Genomic DNA, 20,674 nt, shown 5'->3' with positions numbered 1-20,674 from the left:
CCGCTCAAGCAACATCGGTAAAACCGATCAGCAGTTTATTCTTTAGGCTTTTGAGCTCGTCACGGTAGATCGCGGCTTGCTCAAACTCCAGATTCTTCGCGGCGTTCAGCATTTTCTTCTCGACACGTTGAATTTCCTTGGCTAGCTGCGCTTCGTTCATCGCATCGTAGCGCGCCTGCGTTTGCGCGGCTTTGTAATGCTGCTGCGCGGATTCATGATTATAAACACCGTCGATCAAATCTTTGATGCGCTTATGGACCGATCGCGGCGTGATCTGATGTTGCTCGTTAAACTGCATTTGTTTTTGCCGCCGCCGGCTGGTTTCGTCTATCGCGACACGCATCGATCTGGTGATGGTATCGGCGTATAAAATCGCCGTGCCGTTGATATGCCGGGCGGCGCGGCCAATGGTTTGAATCAACGAGCGTTCCGAACGTAAAAATCCTTCCTTGTCGGCATCCAGTATCGCGACTAGCGACACCTCCGGTATATCCAATCCTTCACGCAGCAAATTAATGCCGACCAGCACATCGAATTGCCCGAGCCGCAAATCGCGGATGATCTCGACGCGCTCGACGGTGTCGATATCCGAGTGCAAATAGCGCACTTTGATTTGGTGATCGGAAAAATAATCCGTCAAATCCTCCGCCATGCGCTTGGTCAATGTCGTCACCAGTACCCGCTCATTTTTTGCCGTGCGCAAGGTTACTTCGGACATTAAATCATCCACTTGGGTTGCCACCGGACGCACTTCGATGACCGGATCGACCAATCCGGTCGGGCGCACGACTTGCTCGACGACTTGGCCGCTATGCTTGCTTTCATAATCGGCAGGCGTAGCCGAAACGAAGACGGTTTGCGGCATGCGTTTCTCAAATTCCTCAAATTGTAACGGACGGTTATCCAACGCCGACGGCAGGCGGAAACCGAAGTTCACCAGATTTTCCTTGCGCGAGCGGTCACCGCGATACATCCCCCCGATTTGCGGAACAGTCACATGACTTTCATCGATAATCATCAAAGCATTATCCGGCAGATAATCGAGCAGCGTCGGTGGCGGCTCACCCGGTTTCTTGCCGGAAAGGTGCCGTGAATAATTTTCGATACCCTTGCAAAACCCTAATTCATTGAGCATTTCCAGATCGAAACGGGTGCGCTGTTCCAACCGCTGCGCTTCGACCAGCCGGTTCTCCTGATAGAAAAACTCCAATCGCTCCCGCAGTTCGGTTTTGATCGTCTCCATTGCACGCAATGTGGTGCTGCGCGGCGTCACGTAATGACTGGAGGGGTACACGGTAAAGCGCGCTATTTTCTGCAGAATACGTCCGGTAAGCGGATCGAATAGCGATAAGCTATCCACTTCGTCATCAAACAGCGTGATACGCACCGCCGCTTCCGAATTTTCCGCTGGAAAAACATCGACGACATCACCACGGACACGGAAAACCCCGCGTTTGAATTCCATCTCGTTACGCTCGTATTGCATCTCGGTCAGGCGTTTGATGATGTCACGCTGCGACATTTTTTCGCCGTTACGCAAATGCAGGATCATGCCGTGATAATCGACCGGATCGCCAATACCATAGATGCACGATACAGTCGCGACGATGATGGCATCGTCACGTTCCAGCATTGATTTGGTCGCGGATAAGCGCATCTGTTCGATATGCTCATTGATACTGGAATCTTTTTCAATATAAAGATCGCGTGACGGCACATACGCTTCCGGCTGATAATAATCGTAATAGGAAACGAAATATTCGATAGCATTTTCCGGGAAAAACTCGCGCATCTCCGCGTACAATTGTGCAGCCAATGTTTTGTTCGGCGCGATGATGATTGCAGGACGGCCCAAACGCGCGACCATGTTGGCAATGGTATAGGTCTTGCCGGAACCGGTCACACCCAATAACGTCTGATACGCAAGGCCATCGTTAATTCCTTCGACCAGTTGTGCAATTGCAGCCGGTTGATCACCGGCTGGTGCGAATGCTTGATGTAATTTATACGGACTATTGGGGAAGGTTGCGATCACGAGTATAATTCCGATATAGAATTGTTTCTTTATATCATTCTAACATGCCGGTCCGTCTATTTTTTTGTGTGAGGATTTTCTGTGGAGCTCTCTAGCCGCGTTCAAGCCATCAAACCATCCCCTACCCTTGCGGTAACCGCCCGAGCTGCCAAGTTGAAAGCCGAGGGCAGAGACATTATCGGATTGGGTGCCGGTGAACCCGATTTTGATACGCCGCAGCACATCAAAGATGCCGCAATCGCTGCGATTAATAAGGGATTTACCAAATATACCGCAGTCGGCGGCACCCCCGGACTGAAGAATGCCATCGTTGCGAAATTCAAGCGGGAAAACAATTTTGTTTTCGACACCAAACAAATTCTGGTTTCTTGTGGCGGTAAACAGAGCTTTTTTAATCTGGCATTATCGGTCATCAATCCTGGTGATGAAGTGATTATCCCGGCACCGTACTGGGTTTCTTATCCGGATATCGTACTGATCGCAGAAGGCAGGCCGGTCTTTATCGATACCGGTATTGAGCAACATTTCAAGATTTCACCACAGCAGCTGGAAGCTGCGATTACGCCGAAAACCAAAATGTTCGTCATCAATAGTCCGAGCAATCCTTCCGGCGCGGTCTATACGCTTGATGAATTGAAAGCTTTGGGTGAAGTGCTATCGAAGCATCCGCAGATTCTCATCGCCACGGATGATATGTACGAGCACATCTTGTTATCCGGTCAGCAATTCGTCAATATCGTCAATGCGTGTCCGGATTTATTCCCGCAAACGGTTGTACTCAACGGGGTTTCCAAAGCTTATTCGATGACCGGATGGCGAATCGGTTATTGCGGAGGTCCTGCTCATATTATTACGGCCATGGAGAATATCCAGTCGCAAAGCACTTCCAATCCCAGCTCTATCTCACAAGTAGCCGCTGAAGTTGCATTGAACGGCGATCAATCCTGCATGAATCCAATGATTGCGGCCTTCAAGGAACGCAACCTGTTTGTCACTGAGCAACTCAACAAAATCAATGGCATGCGCTGCCTAGCTTCGGAAGGCGCGTTTTATGCGTTCGCCGATGTTCGCGAATCAATCGGGCACTTATATCAAAACCATTTGATTAATGCACAAAACGACATCGCATTTAGCGAATATCTGCTGGAAAAAGCCGGTGTAGCGGTTGTCCCGGGTTCGGCATTCGGCTGTGAGGGCTACATGCGCTTATCGTTTGCCACATCCATGGACAATTTGCAGCAAGCATTAAGCCGTATCCAAAACTTGCTCAAATGACCAGCCCATTTGAGCAATTCATTATGCTAGTGATAATGCATTGCCGCAGCTTTTTTAGTTTTTCCTGCCCGTGAAGGAATATTGCATAAACCACAAACGTGGTTGGAATGAATTTCCAGCGAATGAACTACAAATTTACCATGACAATTTACGCAGGGTGCGATGCATAACACGCCACTTTCCACGAAGCGCACCAGAGTCCAAGCGCGCGTCAAGCTTAATACCTTCTCCAGCTGATTGACTTTGACATGCTCGAGATATAACCGATAGCTCTTCACCAACGCATCAATTCCTTCGGTATCCGAATTGGTAGTCACGTAGTTATAGATATTCATAAACAACGTAGAGTGCATGTTAGGTTGCCAGCTCATAAACCAATCTTCCGAGTAAGGCAGCATCCCTTTAGGAGGCGAAACACCTCTAATTTCTTTATACAACTTTACCAATCGTTCGCGGCTGAGGTTGGTATTCATTTCCAGAACCTGAAGCCGGGCACCCAATTGAATCAATTCTGTAGCAAGCTGAATCTGCTTGGCTTCTGTTATAATGCTTCGGTTACGCATTTTCTACTCCTCATTCAAGCAATTATAATTACATTACGCGACAGCTTCGGCTGGTTTTCCGGCCATTAAAATCGCTGCATGTGATTTGGTAACAGATTGATCCCGGCTATCGTTGGAAAGCATTTCAGCAATCAGGCGATCGTCGAAACGGAAGCGGCAAAGCAACATATTCGTAGCAGCCATCTTGATCAACTGCGCAGAGCTCAGTCTATCGATGATGTCAGCTAGATCCTGGTTAATACCCAAGCGGTAGATTGCGGATACTTTATCTTCCCGCAACATTTGCTTAGCAAGCAATAAATAACTTAAATTGATATCCCTAATTTCATCCAGTATTTGATCAGCTTCCATTTCAACTCCCCTCATGATTAAAAATGTTTAAATCAAAAAAGATATTCAGCACAGGTGAAATTGTCGGCGATGGCAGGGGTTGAAGTAAATGGAAGTTGCGCTTAAATGAAGTTAGGTAATTCTCCTATCACGATGTAGGAATTTTACCTACACCATCCGCGCATTGTTTTTTGCTGGAAATTTGATAATTTTGATGGGACCGGATGCTACGCAAGCGTTCCCGTTTTGCGTTGTGTCAGCAACTGCATCACATCCTGCGCGAAGATCGGCTTGCTGAACAAATGACCTTGCGCCCGATAACATCCTGAATGCAATAAACAATCGAATTGTTCTTTGGTTTCAACACCAACGGCCTGAATCGGCAAATCCATGGATTTTGCAAGCCTGATCAATGATGAAATAATAATTGAGCTGTCAGTATCCGTCATCATATCATGTGTCATGGAACGATCAATCTTCAGAATATCGACTAAAAAATGCTTTATATACCGTAGCGACGAATAGCCGCCTTCAAAATTATCCATTACCACTTTCACACCGAGATTCTTAAGTGAACGTACAATCTGGGGGCTTGTTTCCGCGTGCCGCATCAACGTCGATTCGGCGATATCCAACTCCAGAAATTCCGGCGCTATTCCCGTCTCAATCAATATCTTTGAAATCGCACTGACCCATTGCGCTTGATCAAACTCAACCGCGGAAACATTGACCGCAACCGATAACGAAGCATACCCCGCTTCATGCCAATCTTTAAGCTGAGCACAAGCCTGCCGCAGCACCCACCGGCCAAGCTCCATAATCAATCCGCTTTCTTGAGCCAACGGAATAAAATCCTCGGGCAGCAACATCCCCAGTTCGGGATGATTCCAACGCACCAGTGCTTCAACACCGGTCAAATCACCGGACTGCAGATCCACTACCGGTTGATACAACAGCACCAACGCTTCATTCTGAATCGCATATCGCAACGATTCCCTGAGTGATGCTTGCCTAGTCGCCGTTTCGGCGATTTCCCGGGAAAAATAAAAGCAATTGCCTTTCCAAATATTGCGATTGGATGATTGCGCAGCCGATGCATTCGCAATCAACCAAGCAATCGTTTCGCCATCATCCGGATAAATACTGACTCCAACGTCAACCGGTATGCGAAACTGCAAATGATCCACACTTATCGGTGCAAGTATCGATTTTGCAAGCGTACGTGCAAACAACCGCGCATTCTCATGATCAACGCAATCCGCTTTGAATAGCGCAAACTGATTATCTTCAACGTTAGCTAACACGCAATGCTCGTTAACATGGGAAGACAACCGGCTCGATAATTGCCGGCAAAGCCGCTCCGCCAAATCCGGGCCATAGATACCAATGGTATGTTCCCAGTAGCGCAATTTGAGCCAGTACATCGCCGCGACGGTCTGCGATCGGGATCGATGCACCAACAATTCATTACAGTGCCGAAAAAAATCACAATTGGAGCCGGTATAACCGGTTAAATAAGAAATTACATCGTCTACTAAAGTTTCACGATCGGGAAGGATGATAATTGGAAGGTTACTGCTGCTTTCATTCAGCGATTCCAACATCGCGCGATGACGATCATCTGTCTTGTTATACCGGAACAACACAATATCCTGCACTGCCGTATTTAACGCAGAACTCAAATCCGTCGTAACATCAAGCCACAAAAAATTATGAATACCGCTAAACCACGCACTCAACGAGCGCTGCATCTCTTCCGGGAAGTTTATTGCTAATATTTTCAGATCTTTTCTGCGCATAAACGGACAATGGGCATTCTACGTCCGGTTTGTTACGACTTTGTGAAAGCAAAGCTTTAACTCGAATTACGAGCAATTTACCCCGGTATTTTCATTGGCAACTATGAATGCAACACAGCATTACTGGCCTGATCATGGCATACAGAAAATAAACAACCGGATATTTGATAACATATCGTTCTGTTAACAATCCTCGCTGTTCATGAATACTTCTTTAGCAATCACGGTCACAACGTTTTTGATAACGACAGCCGTATTAACCGCCTGCGCGGTATCGCCGGCTCGTGAAACGCTGTTAGCTCAAAAAGTTATTTATAGCCGCATGAGCGGCAAACATTATTTGGCCATTGCCGAATGCCTAAAAAGCAAGGGTAGCTTTCCATTGCCGGAATGGCATCGCCAATCGGTGCGCGATATCAACACCTATTTTATTTACCACGAATCCGTACGCGTGGATGGATACCCGCGCTTTCACGACGAAGCAAAAAAAATTTACTACATCACCGAAATTCACGATACCGATTCTCCGTGGAATTCCGATAAACCAATGACACATGGCAATGGCAATTGGATTCTGACGATCAAGGACATTAGCACGGATCACTATATCCGATCCGATATTACGATTCGTAGCAACGCAAACCTGTTAGATGACTTTCCGCCGGACGCAGACACCCCGAATCCTAATGCTTCTCTATCTCAACGTTTATATCAAGCGGAAACGATCGACCGGTGTTTCGACTGATGCACCTTCCAAGAAGCATCCATGGTTGCATTTATTCAGTCCTCGAATAATTTCTCTTGATTTTCCCAATTCATTTCATTTTTCGTTGCTTTTTCCGGAAAGCATCCATACAATCCAATCTGAATGTTACTTTTCAATTTGCCGGTATTCGACTGGCATGCAGGAAAGCGATGGTTCAAATGGAAACTAGGGTTCCGGCCAAGTAGTCAGGTGTCAGGTCCGAGAGTTTCCGGTCTCTTAATACGAGACTCCACGGAGGGATAAAAGCCCGGGAGATCAAGTCATGTATCGTTGATACATGCGTCTTTCGGTAAAATTCTGATAAAGGAGGCTCGTCATGTCGGAAGTATCAAAACCAATTGATGAAGTAGCGCCGGTAGCGCAACCGCTGCGCGCCAACATGTCCATCTGGAACAGCTTTACGCTGGGATTTGCGGTGGTATCGCCGATCGTCGGCTTATACGCGATCATCGGTGTGCAAACGGCAGTCACCGGCGGCGGCTGGTTCGTAGCGTTAGTCATTTGCCTATTGATGCAATTGCTGGTCGCCACGGTTTACGCCGAACTATCGTCACAATTCCCGATTGCCGGTGGCGCTTACAAATGGGCGCGGCAGTTTTACGGAACCACCGCCGGTCATTACGCCGGTGTCATTTATATCAGTTCGACCATTGCCATGTTAACCACGACGGCATACGCCGGCGGCATCTGGTTCGCCGGATTTTTTGGATCATCCGGTGACAGCGGCGAGGAAAAAGTATTCTGGGCGGTTGTTTTTCTGGCGTTATGCACAGTACTGAATCTGGTTCACGTCAATGTTTTCAAACTAACCATTAAACTCGGCGTATATGCCGAAGTGGTCGGTTCTCTCGGTATCGCCATTTTGCTGTTTTTGTTTTTCCGCCAGCATGCTCTCACTGAGCTATTTCAGTACCTGGGTACCGGGACCGCACCGAGTCAAACTGCCGCATTTTTGGCGGCGCTCGCTATCGCCGGTTGGGCTTTTATCGGTTTTGATGCCTGCTCGACGACCGCGGAGGAAACGCACGAACCGAAACGAGCGGTACCCCGCGCGATCTTTTTCTCGTTGTGCACCGTCGGTACCGTCGTGGTTTTCAATTCCGCTTCGTTGATATTAGCGTTCGATCATGAAACGCTGATTCATAGCAGCGTTACCGCCGATCCGATTACACCGCTGGTTGCAAGCCATTTTGGCGACTGGATCGAAAAACCGTTTCTGGCAATTGTGATGGTTGCGTTTCTCGCATGCGGCGCATCGGTCGTCAAATATACTTCGCGTATCATGTTCTCGATGGCGCGGGAAGGCAACATGCCGGCCGCTTTAAGCCAAGTCACCGCCACCCAAACACCCCGGAATGCGGTGCTGTTTACCGTTTTGTTAGCCGGTTGCGGCCTGATCTTCGGACTCAACGACGACGCAGTCGCGACCATTATCGCATTCGGTACCGGCGGCCTTTACGCGATGTTTGCTTTTACCACCGGCATTGCCCTATTCGCACGCCTATCCGGCCGCTGGAACCCGGCGCTGGGACAACTGAAGCTTGGCAAATGGGGATTAGCCATCAACACCTTGGCATTTATCTGGGCTTTGTTTGAATTAATCAACATCGCCTGGCCACGCCCATACGCCATTTCCGCCGATGCGCCGTGGTGGCAGCTCTGGGCAACACCATTGGTGCTCGGCGGTATTTTAACCATCACGACCATCTATCTTTTTGTCAATAAACTAATGAGGAGACGGCCATGAATCAGCATAGCATCATCTGGAAACAAACCATTCCGGGCGGTTGCCATTGGTCCGGCGTTATCCGCCGCGGCACGACATTGCGTTTGATCGATACCGACGGCGGCGCAAATGCGGCGGCTCTGTTCTTCAATCAGGAAGAAAAACTGGAGCGCTATAACATGGCCGATACCTTGAAGTCACAGCACACTTTCCGCCTGACCAAAGGGCATGCGTGCCATTCCGATATGGGCCGGATTTTTTGCTGCATCACCGCCGATACCGCTGGCTGGAACGATACCGTTTGCGGACTCAGCGACGATGCCTTGATCCGATCCAGATACGGTGAAGCGCGCTACCAGGAATACCGCAACCAAATGTACCGCAGCGGCCTGAGCGGCATACTGATCGAATTGGGTAAATGGGGATTGGGCATGCGCGATGTGGTATCCAATATCAACTTCTTTAGCAAAGTCACTACCGATGCTTTTGGCGAATTAACTTACCAAGCCGATCATAGCAAGGCGGGCGACTTTGTCGATTTGAGTTTTGTCATGAATACGTTGATGGTAGTGTCGGCTGCGCCGCACCCGCTCGATTCCAAGAAAACCTATCAACCCGGCGCGATTCAATTGGAGCTTTTTAACACGCCGCCGGATGCCATTAAGGAATGTTTGCATATCGATGAAAATGTCCGCGCACTGCAAAATGCGCAAAATTTTTATGGGGAGGGTACGCTATGAATACAGCAAAATTACCTGTCGACCAACACGATCCGGCACAGGCTGTCGTCAATGAAATCTGCCCTGCGGGCGAACCGTGGGCGCACCTCATTAAACAGGGACAATTTTTTCGTATCGTTGATCTGGAAGGTAATCAGGCGGTCGATACGCTGTTCTACAATGCGCACGATGCGTTGGAGCGTTACAGCGCCACCGACACCATCAATCGCCAAAATCAACTGTATCTGACAACCGGCAGTAAACTTTACTCCAATTTCGGGCAAATTATGTTGACCATCATCGCCGATACCTGCGGCCGCCACGATACCCTGGGCGGTGCTTGTGCTGCGGAAAGCAACACCGTGCGCTACGCACTGGATAAATTTCCAATGCACAGTTGCCGTGACAATTTTTTGCACGCGCTTGCGCATCATCCATTATGCCAGCAACTCAACATGAGTAAACGCGACCTGCCAAGTAACATCAACTTTTTCATGAATGTACCGGTCACCGAAGCCGGTCGATTGGAGTTTGTCGATGGTGTTTCCGCATCCGGCAAGTACGTCGAAATGCGCGCCGAAATGGATGTAGTGGTCTTGATCTCGAACTGCCCGCAACTGAACAATCCATGCAACGACTATAATCCGACGCCGATCCGTTTGTTGATCTGGGATTAATCCGTTACCGGAGGAACAGTATGTTCAAGAAAGTATTGATCGCCAATCGCGGTGCGATCGCGTGCCGTATTATCCGCACGCTGCGCCGCATGAATGTAGCCAGCGTGGCGGTATACACCGAAGCCGATGCCTTGTCACGGCATGTCGCCGCAGCCGATGAAGCATATTGCATCGGCGACGGGATCGCTGCCGAGAGCTATCTGAATACCGGTAAAATCCTTGAAATCGCGTTAAAGACCGGTGCTGAAGCTATTCACCCCGGTTACGGATTTTTGAGTGAAAAAGCGGATTTCGCCGAACAATGCGAAACGCAGGGAATACGCTTCATCGGTCCGACACCGCAACAAATGCGCGCTTTCGGCCTGAAGCACACCGCCCGGACACTGGCAACGGACAACCATGTACCCTTGCTACCGGGTACCGGCTTACTGGCAAATCTGGATGAAGCGTTACACCAGGCCAAGCATATCGGCTATCCGGTAATGCTGAAAAGCACCGCAGGCGGCGGCGGTATCGGCATGCGCTTGTGCTGGAATGCGGATGACTTGCGCGATGCTTACGAAGCGGTAAAGACACTGGCGCAAAACAATTTCAAGGATGCCGGCTTGTTTCTGGAAAAATATGTCGACCGCGCGCGGCATATCGAAGTACAGATTTTTGGAGACGGTCAGGGTCAGGTGGTGGCATTGGGCGAGCGCGATTGTTCCATGCAGCGGCGCAACCAGAAAGTCATCGAAGAAACGCCCGCGCCGAATCTGACGCCGCAATTGCGCCAAGCGTTACTGGATACGGCGGTGCGTCTTGGCAAAGCGGTACACTATCAATCCGCCGGTACCGTGGAATTCATTGTCGATGCCGTCAGCGGCGAGTTTTATTTTCTCGAAGTGAATACCCGCCTGCAGGTGGAACACGGCGTGACCGAGGAAGTTACCGGTATCGACCTGGTGGAATGGATGGTGCGGCAAGCTGCCGGAGATCTGCCGCCGCTCGATTCCATGACCATCAAACCCAGCGGTGCCGCTATCCAAGTCCGGGTATACGCCGAAAATCCGGCAAAGGACTTTCAACCCAGCAGCGGCACTTTGACAGCCGTGGAATTCGCTGCGACAGCGCGCGTCGAAACTTGGGTTGAGCGCGGCACCGAAATATCGGCATTTTACGATCCGATGCTGGCGAAAATCATTGTCCATGCACCTGATCGGGAAATCGCCAGAACCGAACTGTTAGCCGCATTGCAGCAAACCGCATTGCACGGCATCGAAACCAATCTCGATTATCTCAAGCAAATCCTGCAAAGCGCGACATTCCGCGATGGCCAATCGACCACGCAATTCCTCAACGGTTTTCATTACCGGACGCATACAATCGATATTCTGAGTCCGGGCGTACAAACCACGATTCAGGATTTCCCAGGGCGGCTCGGTTATTGGAATGTCGGCGTGCCGCCTTCCGGGCCGATGGATAGTTTGGCTTTCAGGCTGGCCAATCGGTTGGTGAATAACCCTGCCGACTGCGCCGGACTGGAAATCACAATCGCCGGCCCGGTGTTGCGGTTTAATTGCGACAGTATCATCGCCGTTTGTGGCACGCCGATGGAAGTATTGCTCGACAGCGAGCCGCTGCCACAATGGCAAGCGCACACAGTCAAGGCAGGTTCGGTGCTGCAATTCGGCAAAATCCGCCAAGCCGGCAACCGTGCATATCTGGCGGTATATGGCGGCTTTCAAGTACCGGATTATCTTGGCAGCAAAGCCACGTTTACGCTCGGACAATTCGGCGGTCACGCCGGACGCGCGCTGCGCGCCGGAGATGTATTGCATATTCCGGCATTGCCATCGTCGCAACCCAAAATAACGCAATACCTGCCGCAACATTCGATCCCGCATTACAGTAATCAGTGGGAGATTGCGGTGTTGTACGGCCCGCATGGTGCGCCGGACTTTTTCACTGAATCCGATATCGCGCATTTTTTTGCCGCAGAGTGGAAAGTACATCACAATTCCAGCCGAACCGGCGTACGCCTGATCGGGCCGAAACCACAATGGGCACGAACCGACGGTGGCGAGGCCGGGCTGCACCCTTCCAACATTCATGACAATGCGTATGCCATCGGTGCGGTCGATTTCACCGGCGATATGCCGATTATTCTCGGCCCCGACGGCCCCAGTCTCGGCGGCTTCGTTTGCCCGGTGACAGTGGCGCATGCGGAGCTATGGAAAATCGGGCAACTCCGTCCAGGCGACAGCCTCCGCTTCTACGCGGTGTCAATCGAACACGCACAACTGCTCGAGCAGCAACAGGAACGTTTAGTCGAGCAACTCCAAGGCGATCACCAACTACCGTTCCCACCCACTAACCGACAACTGAAAGATCCGGTATTGCACCGCACCGCTGCCAGCGATCCGGAATTGCAAGTTACATATCGTCAATCCGGCGACAAGTACCTGCTAATCGAGTATGGTCCGCCGGTATTGGATTTGAACTTGCGTTTCCGCGTGCATGCATTAATGACCTGGCTGCAACAGCGTATTGCTGAGGGTGCATTGCAAGGCATCGTCGACCTGACGCCCGGCATTCGCTCGTTACAAATTCATTTCGATTCGACCCGGCTATCGCGTGATACGCTGCTGCAGCAATTGATTGAAGCTGAAGATCAATTGCCCGCGATTACCGAAATGGAAGTGCCGTCGCGTATTATTCACCTGCCGCTGTCGTGGGATGATCCCGCCACGCGGTTGGCGATCGACAAATACATGCAATCGGTACGGCGCGATGCGCCTTGGTGTCCGAGCAACATTGAATTCATCCGCCGTATCAATGGCCTGGATACTATTGAAGAAGTCCGCGATATCGTTTTCTCCGCCAGCTATCTGGTCATGGGTTTGGGCGATGTATATTTGGGCGCACCCGTTGCTACGCCGCTCGATCCGCGCCACCGGCTGGTCACTACCAAATACAACCCGGCGCGCACCTGGACGCCGGAAAATGCCGTCGGCATCGGCGGCGCCTATTTATGCGTGTATGGTATGGAAGGCCCGGGCGGCTATCAATTCGTCGGCCGCACCGTGCAAATGTGGAACCGCTACCGTCAAACCTCCGATTTCAAGGATGGTTATCCGTGGCTGTTACGATTTTTTGATCAAATCCGCTTTTATCCGGTCAGTGAAAGCGAATTGCTGAAGCTGCGTAACGATTTCATCAGCGGCCGTTTCAGATTACGCACTGAACCAGCCGTACTTAACTTGCGGCAATACCATGCCTTCCTGCAGCAACAAGCGGCTAGTATTGAAGTATTTAAAGCCAAACAAAAAGCCGCGTTCGAAGCCGAGCGTCAACGCTGGGCTGCCAATCAGCAATCGCTGTCAATCAGCGAAGATGTGATGGAAGAAGCCGATAGTCAAAGCGAATTGGATTTGCCGGACAACGCTCAGCTCATCAGTTCGCAAGTAACCGGTACAATCTGGAAACTGTTAGTCAAGGAAAACGAAGACATTGAGACGGGTCAACCCTTGGCGATCATCGAATCGATGAAAATGGAATTTACGGTTGAATCCCCCGTTAGCGGACAGATCCGTCAAATCTTCTGCCAGCAAGGCAGCTACATCGCCGCCGGTCAAACGCTCATGATCGTGCAGGAAGTTTAATACCAATCCCGGAACCGGTCGGTATGAATTTTCTGTAGTACTCTCTCGAGTAAAAAAACATCCTTCCTTACCACTATCCAAATCAAATTCTGTGTGTATCAACTTGTAGAATAGTATCTTGTGACGATACTATCTATCCAGTAAAAACAAAGAAATATTATGATTCTGATAATTTGGTAAGTATTTTATTTGCACGCTCCACACTTTCCAGACTAGCATTTATGTCAATTATTTTTTCTAAATACGAGCTTAGTAGTTGAGAATTGGCATTCCGTAAACTCTCTATGTTGACTGCTGCCTCATATATGGCGACTTGAGCAAATGGATCATATAGGTTAGGCTGATCATCAATTTTTGCAAGTAATTTCCCAAGTAATACAGAAGCTTTATCAAAAGACCCAAACATGTTGACTTCCACATTGGTATTAATATAAATCATTTGAATCGTAAAATTATCCGGCGCTGCATTCAGTGCTGATTGAAGGTCTTCCAAGCAACCCCAAACACCATACAATTTATCGATTCCCATTAACCATGGGCCTTTCCGACCTGCAATCTTGCAATTATTGGCAGCATACCAAGCTTTAACTTCCATATCGCTGGAATTCTCTTTCATGAGCTCCGACAATAAAGAGTTTGCCTCATCAATTAAATTATGAGAAAAATTCAGCCGGGCAATTTCCAACCGACTATCGAAATCCTTCTGTTCTTCGAGTACTTGCAAATAATCGGCATCTATATCGGACCAAGGTTTCTGAGGAAATTCTTGACTGCAACCAGGTAATAAACTGACGCACATCATTGCCACTCCAAATCGAAAATTCATGTTTAATCTCCTCACTTAAAAAAGCAGCGTTAATCCTGAGTAAAGTACAAACTGGAATGGAATTGCTGCCGTTTCAGATCCAGCCATTTTTCCGTAATACTGCCCACCTAACATTAAATTCAACCCATTCTTGATTGGATAAGACAATAACCCTCCTGTTATTACACTTGAATCCTGAATACCAAAACGAACGAATGCTCTGCCTTCCAACTTGTCGATCAGCTGACCGTCGGCAACACGAAAAAATAAATAATGTCGTTTCATTGAACCGAGTAAGCTATTTGATTCACCAAGAAAACCAGCGGATGGAGCAGCAAATAAACCATCAAGCTGAAGTCTAGACTGATTGCTTCCTTGTACGAGATGATCATATTCTTTCTCACTATAAGCTTCACCGTTATATAAATATTCAAAAATCATATTGATTTGATTATTCGTAGTATATTGGCCTCCAATAAGAAATTGAGCGCGCCAATCGATATGCTTATTTGCTTGAAGTATGAAAAAGCTATCTTGGCCATTAGCAACGATGGATCTCGGTAAAACTGAGCGTCGTTTATCACGCAAACTAAATTCTCCATGTAATTCAAGCTGATTACCGATACTAGCGGAATAAGATCCACCAATGAAATTAGTATCCTCCAAAAGAGCATAAGTCAAACTTACATCACTATTGTCAAACTGTTTGTTTAGCTTTAACGCAAAAGCATTTTGATGTTCAACATTTATCCCATATAATTTTTCACGGGGTCTATGATTGACGAAATAAAGTGAAGTACTCCAACCATTTCTACCTGACCAATCTAGAGAAGCGAAAAAATTTCCATTGCGCTTATAAGAAATGACTCTATCAACAAAATTGATTTCTCTATCTTGAAAGGGATTGCTTGGATTCCAGATATAACCCGATCCCCAATGTTGAAGATCAATGCCACCGCTTACCGTAAATTGGTCGTTAATGTTCCAATTGAAAGTACTTTTCTGAAAGAAAAATGTTTCTTCTGTTTTAGTACTGGTAATCAGGCTTTGCAGCCAAAAATCACCTTGTAATGCAACAGAGCCTTGGCTGAATTTTGGTGTAAAACGTAATGCAGGTAAACTGCTGTGCTGCTGATTGTTAATAATGACACCATTTGGATTAAAAAAAGTATTGGCTCTTTCAGGTGTATATTGCCATGGCAACTCGACTTGACCACGTACATTGATTTTTCCTAATTCAAATGCCGGCAATGCGATAGGCATTAAATTTAAAAACAACATCAATAAAATTTGCGAAACGACTTTCATTAACTAATAAAATAACATCTCGGCTACAAACGATTCAAAGTGTTTGGGTTAAAGCGAGAGACTGGTATCTCGGTCACGTTGAAATTGGAATATTCCATCAATGTTTGCTTACCTTCAGTTAATGGATTGATAATTTGAATACTGGTTAGCTGTTCTTTCTCACCAAGATTTGGAAGCTTCTCATAGCGTCTGAAATATGCTGTCTTAAGTAACTTTCCAGAAACTCCGAAGAAATCTGCTTTATAAGGTTTAAAATCATCTGCTCGCACCCATAATTTCAACTTCTCGTAAGTAGCAAGACTATTAGCTTTGGCTGTTAATTCCAGAACATGACAAGTAACCGAATCCACAACTTCGGTATCTACATAATGAGGATCGTAATCACCAGAAAAATCGGTACTAGCAACGTCTCCATTGGAAGCTTCCCCCAACAGTCGTTGCTGAGGGGTAATGCGAATTGGTTTATGGCTAGAAGGTGCATAAAACCAGAGGTTCTTTTGCGCCATCAGCAGAACTTTGCCTCGTTCGCTGATTGGTTCGCTATAAATAACAAGCGATGTATGAGAGTTCAAAATTTCCACTTTGAGTGTAAATATCTGATCATCTTTACCGGTTTCCATGCTGTTCAACTTCAAATCGAATGTGAATGATTTACCCTTAAAGTTCCTATACTCATCAGCTTTCGCCAGTAATTCTATGGCATTTTGCTTAACATTGATCACGTTATCTGCCCATATCGGAGAGACCAACATACAATGAATTACTATCACCACAATTAGTAATCTAAATTTTGAAAACATCGTTATCTCCTATATTCATTATTACTTCATACATGCCTTAAAGCATCGACGATGGCTTTTCGAGACGCTTGCAGTGCTGGAAAAAGAGTAGCAAAGAAAGCGATAATGAGAACTATCGATACACTGTTTAACCAAATTTCCTCAACATACTCGAGACGTAATGGATATCCCTTCGATGAACCTGGTGGGGCCGGCATCATGATCTCAAGACTATTGATCAACCAGGTAAAAGCAATACCTATAGCAATACCAAGAATAGCTCCAAGCGAGGCCAACATTATTCCTTCAGTTAAGAATTGTGTGACGATACCGCTACGACGCATACCCATAGCACGCAACGTTCCAATCTCGAACGTACGTTCCATTACAGTAACTATCATGGTATTGCTAATACCAAATAAAACAACCACATAAATTACCAGATTGATAAATAAGAAAAACCCATTATAAAGATCGACAACTTTCTGATAAAAATTGGCCAACCTAAACCACTCGATCCATTCAATATCAAATTGACGTTGTTGTGATTCCCTAGCCACAGCTCTAACAACTTCCGGTAATGCAAGTGTATCGTCCAGCAGTACCACAACCGTATCGATTGATTGTGTATTCAATAGAGTCTGTGCGTTTTCCAGTACCATCATCATGGCTGCATCATCATACTCTTTGGCAAAACTCTGAAAAATACCGACGACCTCGACATCAACCGCGTTCATTACACCATTGACGGTAGTACCAAGTAGAGTAAGTCTATCCCCAACTTTGGCATTAATACCTTGCGCAAGACCTTCACCTAAAATCACACCTTCCTGTTTATCTGGATCTAAATCAACACCTTCAATAATTGTTAGTGCTGAATTAATCAAAGCTTCACTGTCAGGGTCAACACCTCGAATGATGGCAGCACGACTGGTTTTTTCATTTCCGAGTAAACCAGTAAATTCCAGACGCCGTGATGTAATCAATACGTGTGGAATCGTTTCCAATAAAGCTTGCACTTGCTGTGCTGACTCAGGGGATAAACGATACTGATTGGGTTCCTGGCGAAAATTAAGTTCGTATCCTTTTTGATGGATTTGCAGATGACCATACTGACTACGAATAATCGATTCTCGCAAACCGATATAATTAGCTTCAACAAATCCCCCAAACATAACAATATTTGCAACACCAACGACTATTGTCAGTATTGCAAATATTGATCGGCGCTTATGACGTAGGATATTGCGCCAAGCCACTTTAAGCGTATACATAGGTATTCTCGCTTTGAATTTGAGTCACTATATCGTTAGTGACTTCGCCATCGCGAAGCATGACACAGCGTTGCGCCTGAACCAAAAGCTCCTGATTATGTGTACAGATAATCACTGTAGAGCCATGTTTTAATGACAGATCCAGCATAAGCGCCATGATTACTGCACCCGTAGTTGAATCTAAATTTGCGGTAGGTTCATCTGCTATCAGTAATTTCGGTTTATGAACCAAAGCTCGGGCTATAGCGACTCGTTGACGTTGGCCACCTGATAATTCATTTGGAAAGTGTTCTGCATGAGCATCAAGTCCTACAGATTCAAGAATTTCTTTTACTCGTTTTCGACGCTGATCCGCTGATATAGCTCGACTTAGTAACAATGGATACTGCACATTTTCGAACACATTTAATACCGGTAATAAATTAAAATTTTGAAAAACAAAACCAATATTAAAAGCTCTGAAATCCGACATTTCTCTATCGTTAGTCAGCGTAACATCCCTACCATCGATAGTTACACTGCCTGTGTCATACCTATCCAGACAACCAATAATATGCAATAAGGTAGATTTTCCGCTGCCTGAAGGCCCGCCTAAGAATAATTGCTCGCCCTCATCAATATTCATGGAAACATTCTTCAGAGCTTGTATGGAGTTTTTTCCTAATTGGTAGTACTTAGTTAAATTTTTGACTTGAATAAAGCTCATAATATTTATCACTAAAGTAATTCATGGTTACAAATTTGCAACACCCCTATATACTCAGTTTCAGTCATTTCTCAAAAGCCTTTAACATATTAACTTTATTAAGAATTTTATATTCTTGACGTACTTGGCTTAAACCAAAGTATCTCAGACATCTTGATCTACATAACCAAACCGTCATTGACGTGGAGTATCTGACCATTTAGCCAGTGTTCTCCACTAGCTAAATGGAAAATGTTATTTAGTAGATGAGTCACATTTACTAGCTTGCCAAGACCACTCGCTTTTAATATCCTTGTTTCAGCAGCAGTAAATCTGTTGGGCACATCCACTCCTTCAATAGCACCCAAACAGATAATATTAACGGCTATTCGATAGCGTCCCAGCTCTTTCGCCAGACTTTTACACATGCCTATTAGCGCTCCACCGACTGTTGAGCTAATCCAAGAATTATGTCTTCCTGCAACGGCTGAAGTATCACAAATAACGATAATCTGACCAGGTGAATCACTTTCAATCATTTTGAGTGCCAAACAGCGAACCGATATTAACAATCGACTCACCGCATAGGATGTTTGTCTTATAATCTCGTCAGGATGGGGATATTCCTTCTCGTCAATACGGACTTGATCACAAAAAACTAATGTATCAATATACCCCAGCGTTCTATAAGCATCTTCAATCATGCCCATCATCTCTAGCGAAATCTGAGATTTACTTTCCGATAAAGTGGAGTGTTCTTCACCAATAATGGTTTTAGCGCCTTTATCAGCCAGCAGATCGGATAAAGGCTGCAGGTACTCGGTTGTACCAATAAATAAAATATGTGGATTAATTACCATGTTATCAGCCCTCCTGTCACATTCAGTACTGTCCCAGTAATGAAGCTCGATTCCCATGACGCTAGCAAAACAGTCAAACCCGACAAGTCATTGGGTACACAATTTCTTTTTACGGGCGTGACACCTGAAATCATCATTTGTGCGTGAGATTTCATATGATTGGCTAAGCCACCTTGTACGACTTGTGGTGCAATACAGTTAGCAGTCCAGTCTTTATTTGCAAACTCTCTCGCAACACTCTTTGTATAAGCAATTACCGCACCTTTGGCAGCTCCATAAAGAGAACGCATGGGCTGCCCGACTAAACCGGTTATCGAGGTAATGTTGATGATCCGACCCGCCTCAATTACTCGTTTCTGACCAGTCATAAACTCAGACAAATAGATAATAGGAGCCAGATTCCCTTGGATAACGGCGGTCGCATCTTCTTCAGTCAGCATTAGCAGTGAGTTATCGCGAGATAGGCCAACGCAATTGATTAACACATCGATTCCCCCCAGCCAAGTTTCAGCTTCAACGAAAACCTTCTTCGCTTCGTAATAACTGTCTAATTTCCCCTGAATAGCAACCGCATGCGGTCTTCCATCACCATATATATCGGTACCAGCAAGTAATTGATCGATTCTGTTAGTGTTGGTTTGATATTGCAGTGCAACGATTGCTCCTTCTTTAATCAACCGGGCACCTAAAACACTGCCAATATTTCCACTAGCACCGGAAATTAAAACTCGGCGTCCTAACAGAGGCAGGTGTTTTTCATCGGGATTCATAATTGCATCCAGGGTAGTTATAAATTAGCCAAGACATAATTCAGAAATTATCAGCGAGTATTTTTTCTGCTTCTGCTAGCTTAGTGTTAGCTGCAGCAATGTGTTCCTTTGAGCAATTTATTGATTTACATAGCACCAAGTAATGCTTGAAGTCTTCGACGGCGAATTTAGTACGCATTAAAAATACTGGAAGCTCGAGACTGTTATAAGCACGTGTTAAGCGCACTACAGTATTATCCGGTGCCTTTTGAATAGCTTTATCTAAAAGACGGGTACCGGATTTTACAAAAAATGTTTTTTTGCCCGGATCAGACTCAAATATTGCTTTCATGGTTGTTATGCTACCAAGCCAAGCCATAGCTTCCGAATCATTATCATGCAACGTCAAAGCTGATTTTAGATAACTCTCCGACATACTGACTTGCTGTTGATTAGCATGGATTCGACTGAGTTGATGCAAAATAATGCCGGCAGATTTTAATGCCTCAAAATCATTTGGATTTTCTTTAATTTTTGTTTCATACTGGCGTAACGCTGCTTTTGCTTCATCTCCTCGCAAATCTTCGATAGGTGTTGCAAAAACAAATGTTGAAGAAAATAACCAAATACAAAATATTGCTAGCTTTGTTTTCATCGTAGTACCTCTTTTAGTTATTAGA

At 46.4% G+C, this 20,674-nt stretch carries 18 protein-coding genes and 1 riboswitch; of the genes, 6 read left to right on the top strand and 12 right to left on the bottom strand.

The annotated features are described in order from the left end of the window. Positions 1-4 precede the first annotated feature (4 nt). Complete coding sequence (gene uvrB / locus KF839_RS11665) at positions 5-2,035, bottom strand: excinuclease ABC subunit UvrB (protein WP_292918019.1); 2,031 nt, start codon at positions 2,033-2,035, stop codon at positions 5-7. An 81-nt stretch (positions 2,036-2,116) separates the two neighbouring features. Here uvrB and KF839_RS11660 point away from each other — a divergent pair, with 81 nt between their 5' ends. Beyond that, entirely contained in the window at positions 2,117-3,310 is a 1,194-nt protein-coding gene (locus KF839_RS11660; RefSeq protein ID WP_292918018.1) for a pyridoxal phosphate-dependent aminotransferase, read from the top strand. 26 nt (positions 3,311-3,336) lie between these two features. Here KF839_RS11660 and flhC read toward each other — a convergent pair whose 3' ends face one another. The 3 genes from flhC to KF839_RS11645 all read right to left on the bottom strand — a co-directional run bounded on the left by flhC (position 3,337) and on the right by KF839_RS11645 (position 6,002). Continuing rightward, positions 3,337-3,873 (bottom strand): flagellar transcriptional regulator FlhC, encoded by a 537-nt coding sequence (gene flhC / locus KF839_RS11655; protein WP_292918017.1) that lies wholly within the window; start codon positions 3,871-3,873, stop codon positions 3,337-3,339. Between the two features lie 33 nt (positions 3,874-3,906). Then, positions 3,907-4,224: a flagellar transcriptional regulator FlhD gene (flhD, locus tag KF839_RS11650; RefSeq protein WP_292918016.1), complete on the bottom strand. Its 318-nt coding sequence runs from the start codon at positions 4,222-4,224 to the stop codon at positions 3,907-3,909. Between the two features lie 206 nt (positions 4,225-4,430). Then, positions 4,431-6,002 (bottom strand): putative bifunctional diguanylate cyclase/phosphodiesterase, encoded by a 1,572-nt coding sequence (locus tag KF839_RS11645; protein ID WP_292918015.1) that lies wholly within the window; start codon positions 6,000-6,002, stop codon positions 4,431-4,433. A gap of 202 nt (positions 6,003-6,204) precedes the next feature. Here KF839_RS11645 and KF839_RS11640 point away from each other — a divergent pair, with 202 nt between their 5' ends. The 5 genes from KF839_RS11640 to uca all read left to right on the top strand — a co-directional run bounded on the left by KF839_RS11640 (position 6,205) and on the right by uca (position 13,534). Beyond that, positions 6,205-6,747, top strand: a complete 543-nt coding sequence (locus KF839_RS11640; protein ID WP_292918014.1) for a hypothetical protein — start codon at positions 6,205-6,207, stop codon at positions 6,745-6,747. Positions 6,748-6,922: 175 nt separating this feature from the next. Next, positions 6,923-7,024, top strand: a riboswitch (guanidine-I (ykkC/yxkD leader). A gap of 60 nt (positions 7,025-7,084) precedes the next feature. Beyond that, entirely contained in the window at positions 7,085-8,515 is a 1,431-nt protein-coding gene (locus tag KF839_RS11635; RefSeq protein ID WP_292918013.1) for an APC family permease, read from the top strand. After that, positions 8,512-9,234 carry an urea amidolyase associated protein UAAP1 gene (locus tag KF839_RS11630; protein WP_292918012.1) on the top strand — a complete coding sequence of 241 codons (723 nt, stop codon included), beginning with the start codon at positions 8,512-8,514 and terminating at the stop codon, positions 9,232-9,234. Before KF839_RS11635 ends, KF839_RS11630 begins: the two co-directional genes overlap by 4 nt. After that, the gene (locus KF839_RS11625; RefSeq protein WP_292918011.1) at positions 9,231-9,890 is read left to right on the top strand and encodes an urea amidolyase associated protein UAAP2; all 660 of its coding nucleotides are present in this window, start codon (positions 9,231-9,233) and stop codon (positions 9,888-9,890) included. Before KF839_RS11630 ends, KF839_RS11625 begins: the two co-directional genes overlap by 4 nt. A 20-nt stretch (positions 9,891-9,910) precedes the next feature. After that, positions 9,911-13,534 (top strand): urea carboxylase, encoded by a 3,624-nt coding sequence (gene uca, locus KF839_RS11620; RefSeq protein WP_292918010.1) that lies wholly within the window; start codon positions 9,911-9,913, stop codon positions 13,532-13,534. Between the two features lie 157 nt (positions 13,535-13,691). Here the strand turns inward: uca and KF839_RS11615 are convergent, their stop codons facing one another. The 8 genes from KF839_RS11615 to KF839_RS11580 all read right to left on the bottom strand — a co-directional run bounded on the left by KF839_RS11615 (position 13,692) and on the right by KF839_RS11580 (position 20,649). After that, positions 13,692-14,360, bottom strand: a complete 669-nt coding sequence (locus KF839_RS11615; RefSeq protein ID WP_292918009.1) for a hypothetical protein — start codon at positions 14,358-14,360, stop codon at positions 13,692-13,694. 15 nt (positions 14,361-14,375) lie between these two features. Beyond that, on the bottom strand, positions 14,376-15,647 hold the full coding sequence (locus KF839_RS11610; RefSeq protein WP_292918008.1) for a hypothetical protein: 1,272 nt from the start codon (positions 15,645-15,647) through the stop codon (positions 14,376-14,378). 23 nt (positions 15,648-15,670) lie between these two features. Then, positions 15,671-16,447, bottom strand: coding sequence for an outer membrane lipoprotein-sorting protein (locus KF839_RS11605; RefSeq protein WP_292918007.1), 777 nt, complete (start codon positions 16,445-16,447; stop codon positions 15,671-15,673). Between the two features lie 26 nt (positions 16,448-16,473). Then, positions 16,474-17,700 carry an ABC transporter permease gene (locus KF839_RS11600; protein ID WP_292918006.1) on the bottom strand — a complete coding sequence of 409 codons (1,227 nt, stop codon included), beginning with the start codon at positions 17,698-17,700 and terminating at the stop codon, positions 16,474-16,476. After that, positions 17,687-18,406 carry an ABC transporter ATP-binding protein gene (locus KF839_RS11595; protein WP_292918005.1) on the bottom strand — a complete coding sequence of 240 codons (720 nt, stop codon included), beginning with the start codon at positions 18,404-18,406 and terminating at the stop codon, positions 17,687-17,689. The genes KF839_RS11600 and KF839_RS11595 overlap by 14 nt, the downstream gene beginning before the upstream one ends. Before the next feature lie 158 nt (positions 18,407-18,564). Continuing rightward, complete coding sequence (locus KF839_RS11590) at positions 18,565-19,245, bottom strand: SDR family NAD(P)-dependent oxidoreductase (protein WP_292918004.1); 681 nt, start codon at positions 19,243-19,245, stop codon at positions 18,565-18,567. Further along, complete coding sequence (locus tag KF839_RS11585; protein WP_292918003.1) at positions 19,239-20,015, bottom strand: SDR family NAD(P)-dependent oxidoreductase; 777 nt, start codon at positions 20,013-20,015, stop codon at positions 19,239-19,241. The genes KF839_RS11590 and KF839_RS11585 overlap by 7 nt, the downstream gene beginning before the upstream one ends. Before the next feature lie 40 nt (positions 20,016-20,055). After that, positions 20,056-20,649: a tetratricopeptide repeat protein gene (locus KF839_RS11580; protein WP_292918002.1), complete on the bottom strand. Its 594-nt coding sequence runs from the start codon at positions 20,647-20,649 to the stop codon at positions 20,056-20,058. Positions 20,650-20,674: the final 25 nt, after the last annotated feature.

The sequence above is a fragment of the Nitrosomonas sp. genome (assembly GCF_019635155.1).
In the GTDB taxonomy this organism is placed as follows: Bacteria; Pseudomonadota; Gammaproteobacteria; order Burkholderiales; family Nitrosomonadaceae; genus Nitrosomonas.
The sequence above is the reverse complement of the archived record's forward strand: the minus strand, read 5'-3'. Positions and strand labels throughout refer to the sequence as shown.